The organism is Tateyamaria omphalii, from assembly GCF_019802125.1.
GTDB classification, from domain to species: domain Bacteria; phylum Pseudomonadota; class Alphaproteobacteria; order Rhodobacterales; family Rhodobacteraceae; genus Tateyamaria; species Tateyamaria omphalii_B.
This window is the reverse complement of sequence record NZ_JAHVHT010000003.1, coordinates 551911-571509: the sequence shown is the minus strand read 5'-3', so window position 1 is coordinate 571509 and position 19599 is coordinate 551911. Positions and strand designations below refer to the sequence as shown.

At 62.6% G+C, this 19599-nt stretch carries 19 protein-coding genes; 7 read left to right on the top strand and 12 right to left on the bottom strand.

Going from position 1 to position 19599, the window contains the following annotated elements; genetic code table 11:
* Positions 1-86 precede the first annotated feature (86 nt).
* A complete protein-coding gene (locus tag KUV51_RS15240; protein WP_218463091.1) occupies positions 87-833 on the bottom strand; it encodes a YebC/PmpR family DNA-binding transcriptional regulator in 747 nt (248 codons plus the stop codon).
* A gap of 156 nt (positions 834-989) precedes the next feature.
* On the opposite strand from KUV51_RS15240, the gene KUV51_RS15235 reads away from it, so the two are divergent.
* The 5 genes from KUV51_RS15235 to KUV51_RS15215 all read left to right on the top strand — a co-directional run bounded on the left by KUV51_RS15235 (position 990) and on the right by KUV51_RS15215 (position 7155).
* Positions 990-1940 (top strand): glutathione S-transferase family protein, encoded by a 951-nt coding sequence (locus KUV51_RS15235; RefSeq protein ID WP_218463092.1) that lies wholly within the window; start codon positions 990-992, stop codon positions 1938-1940.
* Positions 1941-2119: 179 nt separating this feature from the next.
* Positions 2120-3892 (top strand): SLC13 family permease, encoded by a 1773-nt coding sequence (locus KUV51_RS15230; protein ID WP_218463093.1) that lies wholly within the window; start codon positions 2120-2122, stop codon positions 3890-3892.
* Positions 3893-4015: 123 nt separating this feature from the next.
* Positions 4016-4873 (top strand): bile acid:sodium symporter family protein, encoded by an 858-nt coding sequence (locus KUV51_RS15225; protein WP_218463094.1) that lies wholly within the window; start codon positions 4016-4018, stop codon positions 4871-4873.
* A gap of 11 nt (positions 4874-4884) precedes the next feature.
* A complete protein-coding gene (locus KUV51_RS15220; protein WP_218463095.1) occupies positions 4885-6543 on the top strand; it encodes an FAD-binding dehydrogenase in 1659 nt (552 codons plus the stop codon).
* Positions 6544-6732: 189 nt separating this feature from the next.
* On the top strand, positions 6733-7155 hold the full coding sequence (locus KUV51_RS15215; RefSeq protein WP_222522396.1) for a PAS domain-containing protein: 423 nt from the start codon (positions 6733-6735) through the stop codon (positions 7153-7155).
* Between the two features lie 47 nt (positions 7156-7202).
* On the opposite strand, the gene KUV51_RS15210 is transcribed toward KUV51_RS15215, so the two are convergent.
* The 6 genes from KUV51_RS15210 to mgtE all read right to left on the bottom strand — a co-directional run bounded on the left by KUV51_RS15210 (position 7203) and on the right by mgtE (position 13461).
* Entirely contained in the window at positions 7203-7700 is a 498-nt protein-coding gene (locus KUV51_RS15210; protein WP_218463097.1) for a hypothetical protein, read from the bottom strand.
* Between the two features lie 92 nt (positions 7701-7792).
* On the bottom strand, positions 7793-9571 hold the full coding sequence (locus KUV51_RS15205; RefSeq protein WP_218463098.1) for an SLC13 family permease: 1779 nt from the start codon (positions 9569-9571) through the stop codon (positions 7793-7795).
* A gap of 25 nt (positions 9572-9596) precedes the next feature.
* Entirely contained in the window at positions 9597-10523 is a 927-nt protein-coding gene (locus KUV51_RS15200) for a DMT family transporter (protein WP_218463099.1), read from the bottom strand.
* Entirely contained in the window at positions 10520-11329 is an 810-nt protein-coding gene (locus KUV51_RS15195; RefSeq protein ID WP_218463100.1) for a TIGR00282 family metallophosphoesterase, read from the bottom strand. Before KUV51_RS15195 ends, KUV51_RS15200 begins: the two co-directional genes overlap by 4 nt.
* A 115-nt stretch (positions 11330-11444) precedes the next feature.
* A complete protein-coding gene (locus tag KUV51_RS15190; protein WP_218463101.1) occupies positions 11445-11999 on the bottom strand; it encodes a 5-formyltetrahydrofolate cyclo-ligase in 555 nt (184 codons plus the stop codon).
* Positions 12000-12066: 67 nt separating this feature from the next.
* Complete coding sequence (gene mgtE, locus KUV51_RS15185; RefSeq protein ID WP_218463102.1) at positions 12067-13461, bottom strand: magnesium transporter; 1395 nt, start codon at positions 13459-13461, stop codon at positions 12067-12069.
* Positions 13462-13574: 113 nt separating this feature from the next.
* Here mgtE and guaD point away from each other — a divergent pair, with 113 nt between their 5' ends.
* A complete protein-coding gene (gene guaD / locus KUV51_RS15180) occupies positions 13575-14861 on the top strand; it encodes a guanine deaminase (RefSeq protein ID WP_218463103.1) in 1287 nt (428 codons plus the stop codon).
* Here the strand turns inward: guaD and KUV51_RS15175 are convergent.
* The 5 genes from KUV51_RS15175 to KUV51_RS15155 all read right to left on the bottom strand — a co-directional run bounded on the left by KUV51_RS15175 (position 14858) and on the right by KUV51_RS15155 (position 19137).
* Positions 14858-15280 carry a CAP domain-containing protein gene (locus tag KUV51_RS15175; RefSeq protein ID WP_218463104.1) on the bottom strand — a complete coding sequence of 141 codons (423 nt, stop codon included), beginning with the start codon at positions 15278-15280 and terminating at the stop codon, positions 14858-14860. The genes guaD and KUV51_RS15175 overlap by 4 nt on opposite strands.
* Positions 15277-16617 carry an 8-oxoguanine deaminase gene (locus KUV51_RS15170; protein ID WP_218463105.1) on the bottom strand — a complete coding sequence of 447 codons (1341 nt, stop codon included), beginning with the start codon at positions 16615-16617 and terminating at the stop codon, positions 15277-15279. The genes KUV51_RS15175 and KUV51_RS15170 overlap by 4 nt, the downstream gene beginning before the upstream one ends.
* On the bottom strand, positions 16614-17408 hold the full coding sequence (gene hisN / locus KUV51_RS15165) for a histidinol-phosphatase (protein ID WP_218463106.1): 795 nt from the start codon (positions 17406-17408) through the stop codon (positions 16614-16616). Before hisN ends, KUV51_RS15170 begins: the two co-directional genes overlap by 4 nt.
* 55 nt (positions 17409-17463) lie before the next feature.
* A complete protein-coding gene (locus KUV51_RS15160; protein WP_218463107.1) occupies positions 17464-17835 on the bottom strand; it encodes a helix-turn-helix domain-containing protein in 372 nt (123 codons plus the stop codon).
* Positions 17836-18252: 417 nt separating this feature from the next.
* Entirely contained in the window at positions 18253-19137 is an 885-nt protein-coding gene (locus tag KUV51_RS15155; protein WP_218463108.1) for a LysR family transcriptional regulator, read from the bottom strand.
* 123 nt (positions 19138-19260) lie between these two features.
* On the opposite strand from KUV51_RS15155, the gene KUV51_RS15150 reads away from it, so the two are divergent.
* Positions 19261-19476, top strand: coding sequence for a DUF1127 domain-containing protein (locus KUV51_RS15150; RefSeq protein WP_218463109.1), 216 nt, complete (start codon positions 19261-19263; stop codon positions 19474-19476).
* The last annotated feature ends 123 nt before the right edge of the window (positions 19477-19599 follow it).

Below are 19599 nucleotides of genomic sequence, written 5' to 3'. Positions count from 1 at the left end.
GTCAACATCAATAGCGACAGTCTTCGCAAGCCAGCGCGGGGAAATGTGTCACTCTGCGCCGAAAAAGCAAAGCGACGCTGAAAGGCTTACCCGTCGAGCTGCGCCATCACCTCGTCGCTGGCCTCGAAATTGGTGGTGACGGTCTGCACATCATCGTCATCCTCCAGCGCATCCACCAGCTTCATCAGCTTCTGCATGCCTTCCAGGTCCATCTCGGTCGTGGTGGTCGGGCGCCAGATCAGCTTGGTGCTCTCGCTTTCGCCCAACTCGGCCTCCAGCGCATTGGACACCTCGTTCAGATCCGTGTCCGCACACCAGATCACATGCCCATCCTCGGTGCTCTCCACATCCTCGGCCCCGGCCTCGATGGCGGCCATCATGACTGTATCAGCATCCCCCGCCTCAACCGGATATGACACCGCGCCCTTGCGCTCGAACATGAAGCCCACGCTCCCGGTCTCGCCCAGGTTCCCGCCATTTTTGGTAAAGGTCGAGCGCACGGTCGATGCCGTGCGGTTGCGGTTGTCCGTCATCGCCTCGACAATCACAGCAACACCGTTGGGTCCATAGCCCTCATAGCGGATTTCCTCGTAATCCTCGCCCTCGCCCGCAACCGACTTCTTGATCGCGCGATCAATATTGTCCTTGGGCATCGACTGCGACTTCGCCTCTTTCACCGCCAGACGCAGGCGCGGGTTCTTGTCGGGGTCCGGATCACCCATCTTCGCCGCGATGGTGATTTCCTTCGACAGCTTCGAAAACAGCTTGGCGCGCAGCTTGTCCTGACGCCCCTTGCGGTGCTGGATGTTTGCCCATTTTGAGTGGCCGGCCATGCGCGCCTCCTGTCTCGCAAATTCGGTGGTCCGGGCGTCTATAGGACATCGGCCGCCACAGGGGCAAGGCCGCCCTGTGCACCCGCGCAGAGCCTGCGTGCGTGGCGCGCCCCGCCCCGCCTGCTACCTTCAAGTCACGCAAAGAGGAGGCAGCCCATGGGCGTGATGATCGACGGCGTGTACGAGGCCGAAGACCCCGGCCCCGGCAGCACGAAAAACGGCGCCTACGAGCGCGCCAAAAGCACGCTGCGCCACTGGATCACCCCGGACGGCCCCTTCACCCCCGACCCGGGCCGCTACCACCTCTTCGTCGCCTGGAACTGCCCCTGGGCGCACCGCACCCTCCTTGTGCGCGCCATCCTCGGCCTGCAGGACGCGATCTCGATCAGCATCGCCAAACCCCGCCGCACGGACCAGGGCTGGACCTTCGACACCGACGGCGCCTTCGCAGACCCCGAGCTGCAAGCGACAGCGCTGCACGAGGTTTACGCCCGCCAACGCCCCACCTACACGGGCCGCATCACGGTCCCGGTCCTCTGGGACAAACACACCGAACAGATCGTCTCCAACGAAAGCGCCGACATCGTGCGGATGCTGGGCACGACATTCGACCCCGCCCGCCGCCTCTGCCCACCCGAGCACGAGGCAGAAATCGACCGCTGGAACACCCTCATCCACACGAAAATCAACAACGGCGTCTACCGCGCCGGGTTCGCCCGCACGCAAGAGGCTTACGACAACGCCGTCACCGACCTGTTCAAAACCCTCGACGACCTTGGATCCCACCTCACCGACCACACCACCCTCACCGGTGACACACTCACCGAAGCCGACCTGCGCCTCTTCCCCACCCTCGCCCGCTTCGATGTGGCCTACCACTACGCCTTCAAATGCAACCTCGCCAAACTCAGCGACTACCCGGCGCTCTGGGACTACGCCCGCGCGCTCTACGCGCTCCCAGGCATCGCCGCCACGGTCAAACCCGACATCTACAAGGCGGGCTACTTCTCCCCGTCAGAACTCCGCAACCCGCTCGGCATCGTCCCCGCGGGACCAAAAGTCGACTGGACACACCCACCGCGCCGCACGATCCAACTCCCTGACTAGCCCTTTCTTCTGACTGAAAATACGACGGGGGAGGCGCGCACGCGCCGGGGGCAGAGCCCCCAAAATAGATACCGGGGGCAGAGCCCCCTAAAACATGTCGTCGCGCGTCAGCGCGGCACCCGGATCGCGTGACCGAAATACAACTGGCACCGCCACGCGCACATCCCTACCCTGCCCGAATGACGACAGACCAGATCATCCTCTTCACCCTTTTCGGCGCCGTCTTCGGCCTGCTGCTCTGGGGCAGGTTCCGCTACGATATCGTCGCCTTCTCGGCCCTCATGCTCGGCGTCGTCCTGGGCGTGGTCCCAAGCGAGGATGCCTTCTCCGGCTTTGGCCACCCCGCCACACTGGTGGTTGCGCTGGTACTGGTGGTCTCCGCCGGTCTCGTGCGCTCCGGCGCAGTCTTCCTGATCACCCGCACGCTGGTCGATGCGTCCCGCTCCCTCGGCGCCCATATCACGCTCATGGGCGCCATCGGCGGCGTGCTTTCGGCCTTCATGAACAACGTGGCGGCCCTCGCCCTCCTGATGCCGGTCGACATCCAGACCGCGCGAAAGGCCGGGCGGACCCCGGGGCTCAGCCTCATGCCCCTCAGCTTCGCCACCATCCTCGGCGGCATGGTCACGCTGATCGGCACACCGCCCAACATCATCATCGCCACCATCCGCGAGGATGCGCTTGGCGAACCCTTCCGCATGTTCGACTTCGCCCCCGTGGGCGGTGTCGCCGCCATCGCCGGGCTCGCCTTCGTGGCGCTCATCGGCTGGCGCCTGATCCCCGCGCGCGCGGACGCGACAGCCGAACTCGAGGATCTGGCAAGCTACGTCGCCGAACTGATGGTACCCGAGGACAGCAAACATATCGGCAAGCGTCTCGCGGAACTGGAAGAGGTTGCTGAAAAGACCGACGTCGCCATCGTGGGCCTTCTGCGCGACGGCAAGCGGCGCTATGGCCGCGCCCTGAACGCGGTCCTGCGTGCGGGCGATGCGCTCGTCATCGAAGCAACGCCCGACGCGCTCGACGAATTTCGCAGCGCAACCGCCCTTGCCGTGGCCGATGCCGCCCGCGAAGAACGGCTGAACGCCGCCGGAGAAGGCGTCGAGATCATTGAAGTTGTCGTGACGGAACACAGCCGCCTTGTCGGACGCACAGCACAATCGGTCGGGCTGGCCTGGCGGCACAACACGGTGCTGCTTGGCCTGTCACGCGAGGGCGTGCGCGTGATCAAGCAGATCCGCAAGACCGAAGTGAAGGCCGGCGACATCCTCCTGCTGCTGGTGCCGCGCGACACCGGCCAGGACGTGACCCAATGGCTCGGCTGTCTGCCACTGGCCGAACGCGGCCTCGCCGTGACCGCCGATGACAAGGTCTGGCTCGCCATCGGCCTCTTCGCCGGTGCGGTCGCCGCTGCAAGCGTGGGTCTCCTTTACCTGCCCATCGCCCTTGGCCTCGTTGTCGTGGCCTATGTCCTGTCCAAGATCGTACCACTCTCTGAACTCTACACCCATATCGAATGGCCGGTCGTCGTCCTGCTGGGCTCCATGATCCCGCTGGGCGCGGCGCTGGAGACCTCGGGCGGCACCGAACTCATTGCCGGATGGCTCGTCACGATGACCGACGGCCTGCCTGCATGGGCTGTGCTGACGGTGCTGATGGTCGTCACGATGAGCCTGTCGGACGTGCTCAACAACACCGCCACAACCATTGTCGCTGCCCCCGTGGGCATCCAGATGGCACAGACGCTGGGCGTGTCGCCCGACCCGTTCCTGATGGCCGTTGCGGTCGCGGCCTCATCGGCCTTCCTCACCCCCATCGGGCACAAGAACAACACGCTGATCCTTGGCCCCGGCGGCTACCAGTTCGGGGATTACTGGCGCATCGGCCTGCCGCTTGAAGTGATCGTGATCGCCGTGTCGATCCCCGCCATCCTCGTCTTCTGGCCGCTCTGACCGGGCGCCGGAATTTTTCAAAAATTCCGGTCCGTTTTCCGCCTCGGAAAACGGCTGACCAAGGGTCAACGTTGCGCGTTGACGATAGTCCCGTCTAACGTCGCGTGCAGGGAGAGAGAGACTATGGATATACTTATCAACGTGGTGCTGCCACTGTCGCTGGCCATCATCATGCTCAGCCTTGGCATCGGCCTGACATTCGCCGATTTCGGCCGCGTCCTGCGCACGCCCAAGGCCTTCGCCATCGGCGCCATCGCACAAATCCTTCTGTTGCCTGTGGTCACGTACGGTATTGTCCTCGGCTTCGGCCTGGGGCCGGAAATCGCCGTGGGGTTCATGCTGCTCAGCTTCTGCCCCGGCGGGGTGACGTCCAACATGATCGCGCGGTTGTCCAAGGGTGACGTCGCCCTCTCCGTCTCCCTCACCGCCGTGGTCAGCCTGCTCAGCATCCTGACCGTGCCCATTCTCGCCGCCTGGTCGGTCGTGCATTTCATGGGTGACGCGGCACCGGACGTGTCGGTGACCGGTCTCGCCATCTCGGTCTTCATCATCGTGACACTGCCTGTCCTGATCGGTGTCCTGATCCGCCGCTTCGCGTCCGGCTTCGCCATCCGGATCGAGCCGTTCCTGTCGCGCCTTGCGACCCTGCTCTTCATCATCATCGTGGTGGCCGCCCTTGCCGCCAACTGGGACGTGTTCATCGGCAATCTCGGCACGCTCGGCCCCGCCCTGATCGTCCTGAACGCAGCGCTCCTCATCATAGGCCTGGGTCTCGCCTTGGCACTCGCCCTGCCCTGGGACCAGGCCAAGACCATCTCGGTCGAGACAGGTATCCAGAACGCCACCCTCGGCATCACCCTCGCCGCCCTGATCTCGGGCCAGTCAGAGGGCTTCAGCGCCATGGCCCTGCCCTCGGGCGTCTATGGTATCCTCATGTACATCGTCGCCGCACCCTTCGTGGCGTGGTTCCGCAGCCGGTAAAGGAGACACTCATGGATCAAGCAGACGCCATCGTCGTGGGCTCCGGCCTCGCCGGTCTCGCCGCCGCCGCCGAACTGGGCGACCGGGGCAAAAAGGTGATCATCGCCGACCAGGAACCCCGCAGCTTCCTCGGCGGTCAGGCCTTCTGGTCCTTGGGCGGCCTCTTCATGATCGACACGCCCGAACAGCGGCGCATGGGGATCAAGGACAGCCGCGCGCTGGCACTGAACGACTGGATGGGCAGCGCCCAGTTCGACCGCGACGAAGACGCCATGCCCCGCAAATGGGCCGAAGCCTATATCGACTTCGCCGCAGGCGAGATGCGCCCATGGCTCCACGCCATGGGCCTGCGCTGGTTCCCCGTCGTCGGCTGGGCCGAACGCGGCGGCAGCTACGCCGACGGGCACGGCAACTCCGTCCCCCGCTTCCACATCACATGGGGCACCGGCCCCGGCATCATCGAACATTTCGTGCGCCGCTGCGAAGAACACGAACGCGCAGGCCTGATCCAGTTCAACTTCCGGCACCAGGTCGACCGCATCGACATGGAAAACGGCGCGGCCAAAGGCGTGAGCGGCACCATCCTCGCCGACGACAGCGCGGCACGCGGCGCCAAAACCAACCGCGACGCCATCGGCGACTTCGCCCTCCGCGCGCCCTCGGTGATCGTCACCTCCGGCGGCATCGGCGGCAATTTCGACATGGTGCGCCAGGTCTGGCCCACCGACCGGCTCGGCCCCGCACCCAAGGACATGGTGGCCGGCGTCCCCGCCCACGTCGACGGCCGCATGATCGGCATCTCGGAAGCCGCAGGCGGCCACGTCATCAACGGCGACCGCATGTGGCACTACACCGAAGGGGTCAAGAACTGGGACCCGATCTGGCCCAGCCACGGCATCCGCATCCTGCCCGGCCCCTCGTCCATGTGGTTCGACGCGGAAGGCAACCGCTTCGCCCCTCCGGCCCTGCCCGGCTTCGACAGCATGTCCACCCTGCGCGACATCCTGGCCACAGGCTACGACTACAGCTGGTTCGTCCTGACCCAGAAGATCATCAAAAAGGAATTCGCGCTGTCGGGCTCTGAACAAAACCCCGACCTCACGTCGAAAAAATGGTCCGAGGTGATCAAGCAGCGCGTGCTGTCGGGCAAGAACGCCACCGGCCCGGTCGAGGCGTTCAAGGAACGGGGAGAGGACTTCGTCGTCGCAAACGACCTCTCCACTCTCGTGCGCGGCATGAACCAGGTCGCAGGCGGCAACCTGATCGACGAGGCGAAACTGCGCGCCCAGATCGAGGCGCGGGATGCACAAATCGACAACCCGTTCTCGAAAGACGCGCAGATGATGGCGATCCACGCCGCGCGCCACTACCGGGGCGACCGGCTCCTGCGCACGGCCAAACCGCACAAGTTCCTCGATCCCGCCAACGGCCCTCTGATCGCGGTCAAACTGCACGTGCTCACGCGCAAGACGCTGGGCGGGCTGCACACCACGCTGGACAGCCAGATGATCGGTGCAAACGGCGCGCCCGTGCCCGGCCTCTTTGCCGCGGGCGAAGTCGCAGGCTTCGGCGGGGGCGGCTATCACGGCTACAACGCACTCGAAGGGACCTTCCTCGGCGGCTGCATCTTCTCTGGACGCAATGCAGGTCGGTCCAGCGCCATCGCCTAGCGAAATGCACCAACAAAGCCGGAAGCCACTGTTCGTATTTCAAACCCAAAGGGTGCGACACAACGGTGCAACGTGTGCAAGGCCGCTGAAACACGTCTTGTGGTTGCGTCCAATCGGGTTACAACGTTGCATGGTATGAAAGCGCGGGTCTGCAAACGCGCAAAAACATGTGAACAGTGCGCGCTGGAAATGATCGAAAACACTGACCTCATCGAAATGCGGGACCTGGGCTTTCCGGCGCCGGAACGCGCTGCCGCCATGATGTCGTGCACCCGCGATTGCGTCAAACTCCTATCTCCGGAAGGTCTGATCACCTACATGAGCCACAATGGCAGATGCGCGATGGAGATTGACGATCTCGGCGCCATCGTAGGCCGTCGCTGGTCGGAGGTGTGGCCGTCGGAGAGCACGCCGTTGATCGAAGGGGCCGTGACCGCCGCCTGTGACGGCAAGATGGCACATTTCATTGCAGAATGCCCGACCGCACGGCAGCGACTGGCGCGATGGGATGTGACGGTCATCGGTATTGCAGGTCAGGATGGCAGGCTTGATGAAATCATGGCCGTGTCACGGGAAACCTTGGATCCCTGCCGCCCGTTGACAATCACCTGACACACAATCAGCCACACCAAGTAGATGTAACCCGCAGGACTGCGAGGCTACACAGTGCCGCGCGGTCGCCCTTCAATACGTGCGGGACGCGGTGGTGCAAGGTGAACCGGCGCTTCCCCGAACAAGTGGGCAATGCCTGCTTCGTCGAACAAGGCCCAGCGCGCCGCGATCAGTTGATATTGCCTTGTTTCGCACCCCCAGGCATCCCGGATGAAGCGTGACCGCCAGACGCCTTCAATCCGCACCGGCAACTGGACGGTGTCGATACCCTCGTCCCTCCACCCAGGCGTTTTCGTTCGCGTCTGAAACAGAAGCGACCGGAGACGCTTTTCGACCCCAAGAGCTTGCTTCGTGCGTCGTCCGGCGAACAAGACCTCTATCGCAGCGCCATCCGACAAAAAGGCCCGCACAACCAGGTCCTGCCGGTTGTTCCGATGCATCTGTGGCACCAGCCCAACCGTGATCCTGCGCACGGGCGACCGAAACAGCCCGTTGTCTTCGTAAGCAGGGGTGATGTGATGCGCGGGTCGGCGAAGGTCGGGCATGCGGCAACCAAGGTGAACTTGGGCCGTCTTAGCCGTCCGACCTTAACAGGGTCTTTCCGCGCTCGCGTATTTTACCCGCGCGGACCGGTACACTAGAGCGGCCAGATGAAGGGAATAACAGCAGAGGCCAACAAACCGACGCTCAGGTTCAACGGGATGCCAACCCGCATGAAATCGGTGAACTTGTAACCTCCCGGACCGTACACCAGCATGTTGGTCTGGTAGCCGATTGGTGTGGCAAAGGACGCGGATGCCGCCACCATCACCGCGACCACCAGCGGTCTGGGGTCGATGCCAAGTGCTGTCGCAAGACCGATGGCAATGGGTGTGACCACAACAGCCACGGCGTTGTTGCTGACCAACTCGGTCAACACCGACGTCAGCAGATACACCGCCCAGACAATCAGGAATGGCGGCAGGACCATCAACCCTGGCGCAACCACATCGACGATCAAGGCAACGGCCCCCGTTGCTTCTAGGGCCGCACCAATGGCGAGCATTGAGAAAATAAGCGCCAACAGACGCCCGTCGACAAAAGAGAACGCCTCGTCCGCATCGATGCAGCGGGTGATCAGCACTGTGGCCACGGCCAAGACGGACAGCATCAGGATGGGTGCCACGCCAAAGGCAGCCAAAACCACAATCCCCAGAAGCGCGGCCAGCGCGATGGGCGCATGACTTCGGCGAAACTCCCGTTGCGACGGCTTTGACACGTCAACCATGTCCATTTCGCTGGCCAACCGCTGAATGTCCTCCGGCGCGCCTTCCAACAACAGCGTGTCGCCAATCTTGACGACGAGCTCGTCAAGCTGGCGTCCGATGTTCTGGTTCCGGCGATGCACGGCAAGAGGATAGACACCGTAACGGCGACGCAGCCGCAGCGCCCCCAGGCTTCGGCCTACCATCCTGCACCCGGGCGTAATCAGCACCTCGACTGTCGTGGTCTCGACCGAGCCAACCTGGTCGATCCGCTTCAGTTCCTTGTTGCGTTGCAAGCTCAACAGTTCGGTCATCTGCGTGCGCAAGACCACACGGTCACCAACCTGCAACTGAACACCGGCCATGTTGCGGCGCAGGGACTGATCGCCCCGGATCACGTCGATCAGGCGCACACCGTCCCGCTTGAACAGCTGCACACCCGTCACGTCGCGGCCAACCAGGTTGGATTCCGGTGGGATGACGGCCTCGGTGAAAAACTTCATGCGGCTGCGATCACTGAGCAAGCCTGCCATGCTGTCCCGTTCCGGCAACAGCATGGGGCCAAAAAAGCGCAGATAGATCATCCCCCAGACCACGAGAATGACACCCAGCGGGGTGACTTCAAAGATGGTGAAGGGCTCCATGCCCTGCGTCCGCGCAACGCCGTCGACAAGCAGATTTGTTGATGTTCCGATCAAGGTCAGCGTGCCCCCCAGGATCGCCGCATAGCTGAGCGGGATCAACATCTTGGACGGGGCAACCCCCATGGTCTTGGCCAATTGGATGATGACAGGGATCATCACTACAACCACCGGCGTATTGGACACGATGGCCGAACTGAGAATGACAAACGCCATGAGCATGACCACCGCAAGCGCGGGATTGCTGCGTGCCTTGCGATCCGCCAACCCGGTAAACGCATCCAGCGCACCGGTTCGCACCAACGCCCCCATGATGATGAACATAGCTGCAATCGTCCACGGGGCCGGGTTCGACAGGACACCCAACGCGTCCTCATACGGCAGCGCGCCTGACGCCAACAACAACGCCGTGCCGGTGATGGCCACAACCTCTGTCGGAAACACCTCGCGCAAAAACAGCACAAACATGATGCCGACAACCACGAGTGTCAGAATGGCATTGCCGGTTTGCGAAAGCTCGATCAGCCCCATAGTCTTGCCTTTGTCCGCGCGCAGATCAGCGCACACTGTCCCCCAAGGGACCCGGCTCTTCAACCCGGCTCCTGCGCGGTTGCACCAAAAACATGCCCAAAAGCATCAAGACAAGCGCGAGCCAAACCGTTGGTGCATAATCTTCACTCAGGATCAGGCGCGCCCAGAACACACCAAAGAGCGTGACCAGAAAACTGACCTGCACCGCAAAGACTGGACCCGCCCGTCCGACCAGCCAGACATAGCCCGCATAGACCAGCACATGGGTCGTCCCGCTCAGGACCAGCGCGGTTTCGGCCGCACCGTAGGAGAGGCGCGGATCAATCCATTGGCCGCTCAAAAGCGCCAGCGGCAGGACAATGGACGCGCCCACGATAGATGCGCCCCACAGCACCTGGATCGCGTCCAGACCCGCCGTGCCCCAGCGCGCCACGTAGTTGCCCTCGAATGCGTAGAACAGGCCGGAGATGAGGCCAACACACACCCAAAAAACCGGTATACTACCCGTCACACCGGCACCGGGCAGCACGATCAGCATCACGGCCGACAGTCCCACGCAAAGGCCACCGAACCGTCGCCACTCGAACCGGTCGAGGCCGAGGGACAATGCAATGGGAAAGGCCCAGATGGGTATCATGCTCAGCAGAATGGAAAGGATGCCCGACGGCAGGTGCACCGCCGCCTGGTAGCTGGCCGAATTGGGCAAGACCGATCCAATCAGCGCGATCACGACGTAGACGCGGATCTGCGCTGCCCCCAGCGGCAGACGGACACCGCGCAAGGTAGCCAGCGCGGTCATCACCACCGCTCCGATTACCAACTGCCAGAAAAGCAGGCCGAAATGCTGGTAGCCGGTGCTGACTGCGATCTTGGTCAAGGGCATTGTCAGCCCCCACCCCGCCCCCAGCAGGACAAGGACGGCTGTAAATCCAAGCGCCGCGCGACCCGTCACGGGCCGCTGGCCCTGAGCAGCCCTCCGTCGCGCACCATTTCGATCCGGGTCGCGCGGCCGTCGTCACCCGTTTCGACATAAACACCCGACAGCGTGGCAGGGCCAAGCGCGGGCGCAAACCGTTCCTTGGGCATACCGGTGATGAAGCGACGCAAGGGCTCGTCCCGCTGCATCCCAATGACCGAATTGTAGTCCCCGCACATGCCCGCGTCGGTCAGGTAGGCGCAGCCTTTCGACAAGATCATGGCATCCGCAGTTGGCACATGGGTGTGGGTGCCGACCATCAGGCTCGCGCGTCCGTCGCACCAGTGCCCCATCGCCATCTTCTCGGATGTGGCTTCGCAATGGAAATCGACGATGATCGCGTCGGCCTGTCCGCCCAGCGGGTGGGTGCGGAACACGGTTTCAAGCGCCGAGAACGGATCGTCAAAGGGCCGCTTCATGAACACCTGACCAAGCGCTTGTGCGACCAGCACCTTCTTTCCGCCCCGCGCCGTGAACAGCCGCGCACCCTTGCCCGGTGCCGCCTTGGAGAAGTTCAGCGGTCGAATGATCCGCGGCTCCTCCGCGATGAAGCCCAGCATGTCCTTCTGGTCGAACGCGTGATCGCCCAGGGTGACGCAATCGGCGCCTGCCTCAAGCAGCACCTTGGCATGCGCGCCGGACAGCCCCATGCCCGAGGTCGCATTCTCACCATTGACGACGACGAAATCGAGGTCCCAGTCGGCGCGCAGACGCGGAAGGTGTTCGGTGATCGCCTGACGGCCCGCGCGGCCCATCACATCACCCAGGAAAAGCAGTTTCATACCTGCCCCATATGCCCCGACGCACGGGAACGGCAAGCGAAATGCACCAGTCCACACGCCTTCCCTGTTTTCAACAAATCCCGGGGGACGGCCGCAGGCCGGGGGGCTGGCCCCCTCAGACCTCGATGATGTCGCTGTCGGTCACGATCATGTCGAGCGTCTGATCGGTCGGCTCAAGCGGCAAATCAGGCATCTCCTGCGCCCCATAGGCAAACCCGATGGCCAATGTCGCGCGTTTGGCCCGGAGACCCTCGAGAGTGCGGTCATAGAACCCGCCGCCATAGCCCAACCGCCCACCGGCGCGGGTAAAGGCGACAAGGGGTACAATGACGATCTCCGGTTCGATCAGATCCTCGACAGCCGGAACCTGCGCGCCGAACGGCCCTTCGGCCATTGGCGCATCGGGTGTCCAGCGCGAAAACACCAGCGGCTGCCCTGCTGCCCGGATCACCGGAACGGCCACGGGCCCATGTGCGGCGGCTTCCGCCATCGCAGGCAGAGGATCAATCTCCGACCGGATGGGCATATAGCCGGACAGGGGCACACCGCGATAGCCAGCGAGCACCGAGGACAACAGGCCGGAGGCCCCTCCCGCATCCAGATCAAACGCGGCCTTGCGTGCCGCGAAAGCAGCCTTGCGGATCGTGGCCTTGTCTTCGCTCAAATCCATACGCACATCTCTACGGGACGGTGGGCGGGGCGACTTTGCGCGCAAGCGCAAACAGCGTCCGCCCCCGTCACAAAAGCACCGCGGCCGCGAGACCCAGGAAGGCAAAGAACCCAACCACATCCGTCACCGTGGTCACAAATGCGCCCGACGCCAGCGCCGGGTCGATCCCGATCCGGTCAAGGACGATGGGAATGCCTGTCCCCGCCAAGCCCGCCACAACCATGTTCACCACCATGGCAGCGGCAATCACGTAGCCCAAGGCGGGCGAGCCGAACCAGATGATGCCGACGACGCCCATGACAACGGCAAAGACGGCGCCGTTGATCAGTCCCACCAGCACTTCGCGACGGATAACCCGCCACACGTTCGCGCCGGTCAGGTCCTTGGTGGCCAGCGCCCGTGTCGCCACGGTCAGCGACTGCGTGCCGGCATTGCCGCCCATCGATGCAACAATCGGCATCAGCACGGCCAGCGCCACGATCTGCGCGATAGCCGCGTCGAACTGTGCAATGACCAACGAGGCGAGGATCGACGTCACCAGGTTCACCGCCAACCACGGGATACGCCGCTTCGTCGTCTCGCGCACGCTGTCCGACAGCGCCGATTCCTCGCCCACACCCGCCAGACGCAGGATGTCTTCCTCGTGCTCTTCATCTAGCACCGCCATCGCGTCATCAATAGTGATCAGACCGATCAACCGCCCCTCGTCATCCACGACCGGGGCCGAGATCAAGTGGTACTGATTGAAGGCATAGGCCACATCGCTTTCATCCTGATTGGCCGGGATGACCTGAAACGTCTCCTCCACCAGATCGGCCAGCGGCACCTCGCGGCGCGAGCGCATCAGCTTGCCCAGGGTAACATTGCCGATGGGGTGCAGGCGCGGGTCCACCAAAACGATGTGGTAGAACTGATCGGGCAATTCATCTTCATCGGCGCTGCGCAGCCGGTCGATGGCTTCACCGACGGTCCAGTGCTCGGGCGCCATGACGACCTCGCGCTGCATGAGGCGACCGGCAGAATATTCGGGGAAGGTCAGCGATTGCTCGACCAGCGCCCGGTCAGTGTCCTCGAGCGCGTCAAGGATCTGCTCCTGCTGCGCGTCGTCCAGATCCTCCACCAGATCCACGACGTCATCGCTGTCCAGATCACGCACCGCCTCTGCCAGAACGGCGGGCTTCAGGACCCCAATCACCTCTTCGCGGATCGACTCGTCCAATTCGCACAGGATGTCGCCATCGAACTCGCGGTCATACAGCCGGATCAGGCGCGACCGATCAAAGGCGTTGATCTGCTCCAGAAGGTCGGCAATGTCGGCCGCGTGCAGCGGCTCCATCAGCTTGGTCAGCTGATCGCGATCTTCGATATCGACCGCATAGAGGATCGCGGAAACGTCCTTGCGTTCAAGGACATAGGCGTTTTCGTCCTGGCCGGGATCGGGCACGTCGGTCTGATCTGACATGGCCTGCATCTCCCTTCCTTGACGTTCGGACAGACCATAGGGCGCACCCCTTGGGCTGACAATGGGCCGCATTTCGCTTTGCGCTGTTCCACCCGCCTCGGCATAAGGCGGGGATGACACATGCACAGCTTTTGACCGGCCATGTCCTGACCTTCTCCGACGACCCTTTCGTGGTGCCGTGGGCCGAGGCCGTGCGGATCGAGGAAAGCAGCGCCGTGCTGGTCGAGGACGGTCGCATCGCGGCTATCGGCACCGACGCCATCGAACGGGGCGCAGGCGCCACACGCCACGACTACCCGGGCCACCTGATCTGCCCCGGCTTTGTCGACGCCCACGCGCACTACCCCCAAACGGCCATCATCGCGTCATGGGGCAAACGCCTGATCGACTGGCTCAACACCTATACCTTCCCTGAGGAAATGCGCTTTGGCGATCCGGCCTACGCGCGCGACACCGCAGAGCGCTATCTTGATCTGCTGCTTGATCACGGCACCACGTCGGTGGCGAGCTTCTGCACCATCCATCCGACAAGCGTGGATGCCCTTTTCACCGCCGCGGCGGACCGCAACATGGCCGTGGTTGCGGGCAAGACCTGCATGGACCGCAACGCGCCCGACGGGCTGCGCGACACGGCGCAATCTGCCTATGACGACAGCAAGGCCCTGCTTGAGCGCTGGCACGGCCAAGGCCGCGCGCGTTACGCCATCACGCCGCGCTTTTCCCCCACCTCGACCGAAGATCAACTGGCCGCCCTGGGCGCGCTTTGGGCCGAATGTCCCGACGCCCTGATGCAAACCCACCTGAGCGAACAGGTGGACGAGATCGCATGGGTCCGCGGCCTCTGCCCACAAGCGCGCGACTACCTCGACACCTACGAAGCGCATGGACTTCTGGGCGCACGCGGTCTTTACGGCCATGCCATCCACCTTGAGCCGCGCGAGATTGACCGGTTGCGTGAAGTTGGTGCGGGGCTCGTGCATTGCCCAACCTCGAACACCTTCATCGGCTCGGGCCTCTTTGACCTGATGGGCCTCACGTCTCAGCGGCTGCGCGCGGGCCTTGCCACGGACACGGGCGGCGGTTCATCCTTTTCCATGCTCCGCTCCATGGCAGCCGCCTACGAAATCGCGCAATTGCGGGGGGTCGCGGTCCATGCCGCGCAGCTTCTGTGGCTTGCCACGGCAGGGTCCGCACGCGTGCTGCACCGACAGGATGAGATCGGACAGATCGCTCCGGGCCATATGGCCGACCTGTGCATTCTGGACCTCGCCTCTACCCCTGCCATCGCGCAGCGCCACGCGCGGGCGGATGACATATGGGATGCCGTCTTTCCCACCATCATGATGGGCGATGACCGGGCTGTGGCCGATGTCTGGATTGCAGGCGAGCGACGGACCTAGCAGGGCGCGGCCAGCACCATCACCCAGATGTTGCCAGGGCTTTGCGCCAGCCCCACCGCCTGCGCCTGACGGTGCAGGATGTTGCGGCGATGCCCGCGCGACGCCATCCACGACGCCATCACTTCGGTCAGCGACCGTTGGCCGGAGGCGATGTTTTCGGCCCCAAAACAAAACCTGTATCCGCCGCGCTTCAGACGCTGGCCGATGTCGGACCCGTCCGAGCCTGTGTGCGAGAAGAACCCGTTGGCTGCCATATCCTGCGCATGCGCCTGTGCAACCTGCTCAATCGTTGCATCATAGACCAGCGGCGCACGGTTCTGTGCAGCGCGTTCGGCATTGATGGCCGCCAAAGCAACCGGATCGGCCGAAGCGATAGTGCCGAGAAGAGCAAGCACCCCAGTCAGGAAAACGTATCTCATATCGCCTCGCTCAACGCCTTGGCTAACGCATTCTGCCGCGTGATGGCCGAACCCAGATCAAAGGTCGTCACCTGCCCGCCCCGCACGATCTGCCGCCCCTCGACAAACAGATCGCGCACGGTTGTCGGCCCCGCCAGCAAAAGGGCCGCGGGATCCCAACTGCCCGCGGCCTCGATCCCGCTCACATCCCAGACCGCCACATCGGCACGTGCGCCGACCGACAGGCGCCCGCACTCCGGCCTGCCCAAGACATCGGCCCCGCCTCGCGTTGCAATCTCCAGCGCCTCTTGCGCGCTCATCGCATCCGCGCCACGCACCACGCGCTGCAACAGCATCGCCTGTCGGGCTTCAGCCACAAGGTTGCCCGCATCATTGCTGGCCGAGCCATCCACGCCCAGCCCCACGGTCACCCCCGCGTCCCGCATCGCACGCACCGGCGCGATGCCCGACCCAAGTCGGCAATTCGAACACGGACAATGGGCGACACCGGTGCCTGTCCGGGCAAAGAGATCAATCTCGGACGGATCGAGTTTGACACAATGCGCATGCCAGACATCCGGCCCGACCCAGCCCAGATCCTGCGCATACTGGCCGGGCCGACAGCCGAACTGTTCAAGGGAATAGGCGATGTCCTCGTCATTCTCGGCCAGATGCGTGTGCATCATCACGCCCTTGTCGCGGGCAAGCAGCGCCGTGTCTCGCATCAATTCACGACTGACAGAAAACGGAGAGCAAGGTGCCACGCCAACACGACACATTGCACCATAGCCGTCGTCATGGAAGGCATCGATAACACGCACCATGTCTTCCAGGATCGCGGCCTCCTCCTCGACCAGCGCATCCGGGGGCAAGCCCCCCTTGCTTGTGCCGATGCTCATGGCACCGCGGGTCGGATGAAAGCGCAGGCCCACCTCTGCCGCTGCAGCAACGGTGTCATCAAGCCGCGCGCCGTTGGGGTAAAGGTACAGATGGTCCGAAGATAGCGTGCAGCCCGACAGGGCCAGTTCCGCAAGGCCAATCTGCGCGGAGACATACATATGTTCAGGAGTGAACCGCGCCCAGATTGGATAGAGTGTCTGCAACCACCCGAAGAGCAGCGCATTCTGCGCCAGCGGAACCGCCCGCGTGAGTGTCTGGAACAAGTGGTGATGCGTGTTGACCAGACCGGGCGTGACGACGCACCCTTGCGCATCGACCACCTCGCCGTCCGTCGACAGGCCTTGACCGACTTCAACCACCTGACCGCCCCGCAACCTCAGATCGGCATCACGCAAGACGCGCCGCTCATCATCGACGGTCACCAGATGCGACGCGCCACGGATCAGGATTTCGGTCAAATGTAGCCTGCCAGTATGTCGAGCGCTGCGCGATGCACATCCGGATGCGATGCAGCAACAACACGTCCGCCATCGTGAACGGGCTGGCCGGACCAGTCGGTGACCACACCACCCGCTGCCTCGATCAGGCCAATTGGCGCTTGGATGTCGTAACTGTTCAGGCCCGCCTCGATCACCAGATCAATCTGGCCGCTGGCCAGCAGGGCGTAAGCGTAGCAATCCATTCCGTAGCGCACCAGCTTGACCCGGCCCGCGACCGCTTCGAAGCCTGCGCGTTCGACCGGGCGACCGACTTCGGGGAATGTCGTGAAAAGGACAGCATCAGAAAGGTGGCGCGGGGCACGGGTGAAAATCCTGTCCTCACCAAGCGGACCCTTGAGCCAGGCCATACCATCAGAGCCCCAAAAACGCTCGCCGATGTAAGGTTGGTCGATCATGCCAAGCGTCGGTCCAGCCGCATTGCCCACCGCAATCAGAACACCCCAGGTCGGTGTCCCCGAGACAAAGCCGCGCGTGCCGTCAATCGGGTCCAATACCCAGGTCAGTCCGCTGTCACCTGTCTGCGCACCGAACTCCTCACCGACGATCCCGTCCGCTGGTCGCATGTCGGCCAGAACTGCACGCATAGCCTGTTCTGCTGCACGGTCAGCGACGGTCACCGGATCGTACCCGTCCGCATCCTTGTTTTCCGTGCCAAGATCCGCGCGGCGGAAATGCGGAAGAATGGCAGACGCCGCAGCGTCAGCCATAGCGTGCGCCACGTCTGTCAATTCAGGAAGAAGTTGTTTCATGAACATCGGGTGCCAGACTGACACCCTCAGTGCAACAAAAGACTGTCTTGCAACGTCAGGCGACGTCCGTCAGGACACGGGCTAGCTCAAACAGGCGACGCCGTTGCGCTTCCGGAATGGCGTAATACGTACGTACCAACTCCATCGCTTCCTTGTCGCTCAGCATATCCGTGGGGACATTGCCCGTCGCTTCAGGCTGCGCGCCGTCGTCTTTCAACCCTTCGAAGAAAAACGCGACAGGGACGCCCATGGCCTCGCCAATATCCCAAAGGCGGGATGCACTGACGCGATTTGCGCCCGTCTCGTATTTCTGGATCTGCTGAAATTTGATGCCGACCATATCTGCCAGCTTCTGCTGGGTCATACCGATCAGCCATCGGCGTTGTCGGATACGTTTGCCGACATGAACGTCCACCAGATGTGCCATCTAAATCCCAACCTTGATACTTAGTGTTGCGTCGACGCGAGAGATGCCGGGTCAAGCATCACGCGTCATCGTGGGTAGCTTGTAAGAGAATAGTCGGTAAGTTGAATGTTTTCAATGAAATCTACCCGCAACGCGCGAATGCGCTCACGAACAGCGACCGCAACGGGTACGGTTTTGAGCAAATACAGTTCAGCGGAGTACGTTTTGCACCCTTTCGCATCATCTCAGGATTACCGAGTTTGTTTTCGCTGTTCAACACGTTACGCGCTAAAGATGACCCCAAATTGCTACCTATAATTGAAAAATGGCATTGAAGCCGTTAACAAAAGTTAAGGATCTGATCATGTGGTCAATATTCAGGCACACCTCCACCCGGTCGGCCAGTTTTCGCTGACATCTTTGATTCGCCGCGTGGCCTCAGCGGCCGGAAACAGCCCGCAAGGCGACCCCATCGCTTGCCTGAAAGGCCCGACGCAGGAAACCGACAAGGGCATCATGCACTTCGCCTGTGGCCCCGCCCGCTCCGTACAGATTGATGCTGTGAGCCGGCAGATCGGGAAGCGCACCACCATGCTCGATCCGATCGAGATGCGGCGGCTCCGTCCCCTCGATCATGGAGTGCACGGCCAAGTCCGCGGCGACCGTCGCCTCGATCGTTCTATCGCTTTCGGTCTCAACCACCACATCCCAGGCGATACCAGCAGCATCCAATTGTTCAACAACGCGCGGGCGGAAGGTGCATTGACGGCCAAAGGCGAGTTTGAGGGGGCGTTGCCGCCACGCGGACCCACCGGGCGCTCCAACCCAGAACAGGGGTTTGGTGCACAACTGCTCGCCCCCCGCGTCAATTCCGGTTTCCGTTGTCAGAATGATATCACAGGCCCCCTTGGCAAACTCCGCCTTCAACCGCCGGGTATAGGAACTGTCGAGTTGCACCTTGACCCGCGGAAAAGCGGCATGGAACTGCTTCAGGACCCGCGGAATGGCGGGATAGACGATGTCATGGGGCACACCGAGGGTTATCTCACCTTCATACGCCTGATCGGTCAGACGTGTGATCACTTCATCATTCAACGCCACCATCCGTCGCGCATAGACCAGCAACTGCTCGCCTGAGGCCGTCAACGCAATCGTGCGGCCCGACCGGTCAAACAGATCAAGACCCAACAATTCTTCCAGCCGCTTCAACTGCATGGACACGGCCGACTGCGTAAGATGCAGAAATCCGGCGGCCCGTGTCACCCCACCGCTTTCGGCAACCGCAACAAAGGATCGAAGCGTGGTGACATCCAGATTTCTCATATCATACATCCTGATGGGTTACATCAAAAACATTCGTTTTAAGAATGCGCCTTCCTCGACCATATACATCAACAGATCTGATGAAAATATCGAATTGCATCACGAATTGAGAAAGGAAGACCCATGGCCCTCACCGATGTCAACGCACGCACCGTTACCGGCAAACCTCACGATCGGCGCTCTTTTTCGCTACACACCCTGTTCAACGTCTGGAAATCCCGTCGCGCTCTGGCACGCCTCGACGCACGTGGTCTTGAGGACATCGGGCTCAACGCCAACATGGCGGCGCGTGAAAGCGCGAAACCGATTTGGGATGTGCCTGCAACCTGGCGCGATTGATCCACAAAACAGACTGTGCGGCATTTAAGACAAAAACGGTCGGAATGTCGCACCTCAGCTGCTCAAAACCCTTTAAAAACTCTTGAATGACAGGGGCAGTGACCCGATATTTGACCCAATGCG

Coding starts and splice junctions, on each gene's coding strand:
- KUV51_RS15195 (WP_218463100.1), bottom strand. CDS start 11,329: ATGAAACTGCTTTTCCTGGGTGATGTGATGGGCCGCGCGGGCCGTCAG.
- KUV51_RS15155 (WP_218463108.1), bottom strand. CDS start 19,137: ATGAGAAATCTGGATGTCACCACGCTTCGATCCTTTGTTGCGGTTGCC.
- KUV51_RS15215 (WP_222522396.1), top strand. CDS start 6,733: ATGATCGAAAACACTGACCTCATCGAAATGCGGGACCTGGGCTTTCCG.
- KUV51_RS15235 (WP_218463092.1), top strand. CDS start 990: ATGGGCGTGATGATCGACGGCGTGTACGAGGCCGAAGACCCCGGCCCC.
- KUV51_RS15205 (WP_218463098.1), bottom strand. CDS start 9,571: ATGGGGCTGATCGAGCTTTCGCAAACCGGCAATGCCATTCTGACACTC.
- mgtE (WP_218463102.1), bottom strand. CDS start 13,461: ATGTCAGATCAGACCGACGTGCCCGATCCCGGCCAGGACGAAAACGCC.
- KUV51_RS15225 (WP_218463094.1), top strand. CDS start 4,016: ATGGATATACTTATCAACGTGGTGCTGCCACTGTCGCTGGCCATCATC.
- KUV51_RS15230 (WP_218463093.1), top strand. CDS start 2,120: ATGACGACAGACCAGATCATCCTCTTCACCCTTTTCGGCGCCGTCTTC.
- KUV51_RS15210 (WP_218463097.1), bottom strand. CDS start 7,700: ATGCCCGACCTTCGCCGACCCGCGCATCACATCACCCCTGCTTACGAA.
- KUV51_RS15175 (WP_218463104.1), bottom strand. CDS start 15,280: ATGAGATACGTTTTCCTGACTGGGGTGCTTGCTCTTCTCGGCACTATC.
- guaD (WP_218463103.1), top strand. CDS start 13,575: ATGACACATGCACAGCTTTTGACCGGCCATGTCCTGACCTTCTCCGAC.
- KUV51_RS15150 (WP_218463109.1), top strand. CDS start 19,261: ATGGCCCTCACCGATGTCAACGCACGCACCGTTACCGGCAAACCTCAC.
- KUV51_RS15160 (WP_218463107.1), bottom strand. CDS start 17,835: ATGGCACATCTGGTGGACGTTCATGTCGGCAAACGTATCCGACAACGC.
- KUV51_RS15240 (WP_218463091.1), bottom strand. CDS start 833: ATGGCCGGCCACTCAAAATGGGCAAACATCCAGCACCGCAAGGGGCGT.
- KUV51_RS15220 (WP_218463095.1), top strand. CDS start 4,885: ATGGATCAAGCAGACGCCATCGTCGTGGGCTCCGGCCTCGCCGGTCTC.
- KUV51_RS15190 (WP_218463101.1), bottom strand. CDS start 11,999: ATGGATTTGAGCGAAGACAAGGCCACGATCCGCAAGGCTGCTTTCGCG.
- hisN (WP_218463106.1), bottom strand. CDS start 17,408: ATGAAACAACTTCTTCCTGAATTGACAGACGTGGCGCACGCTATGGCT.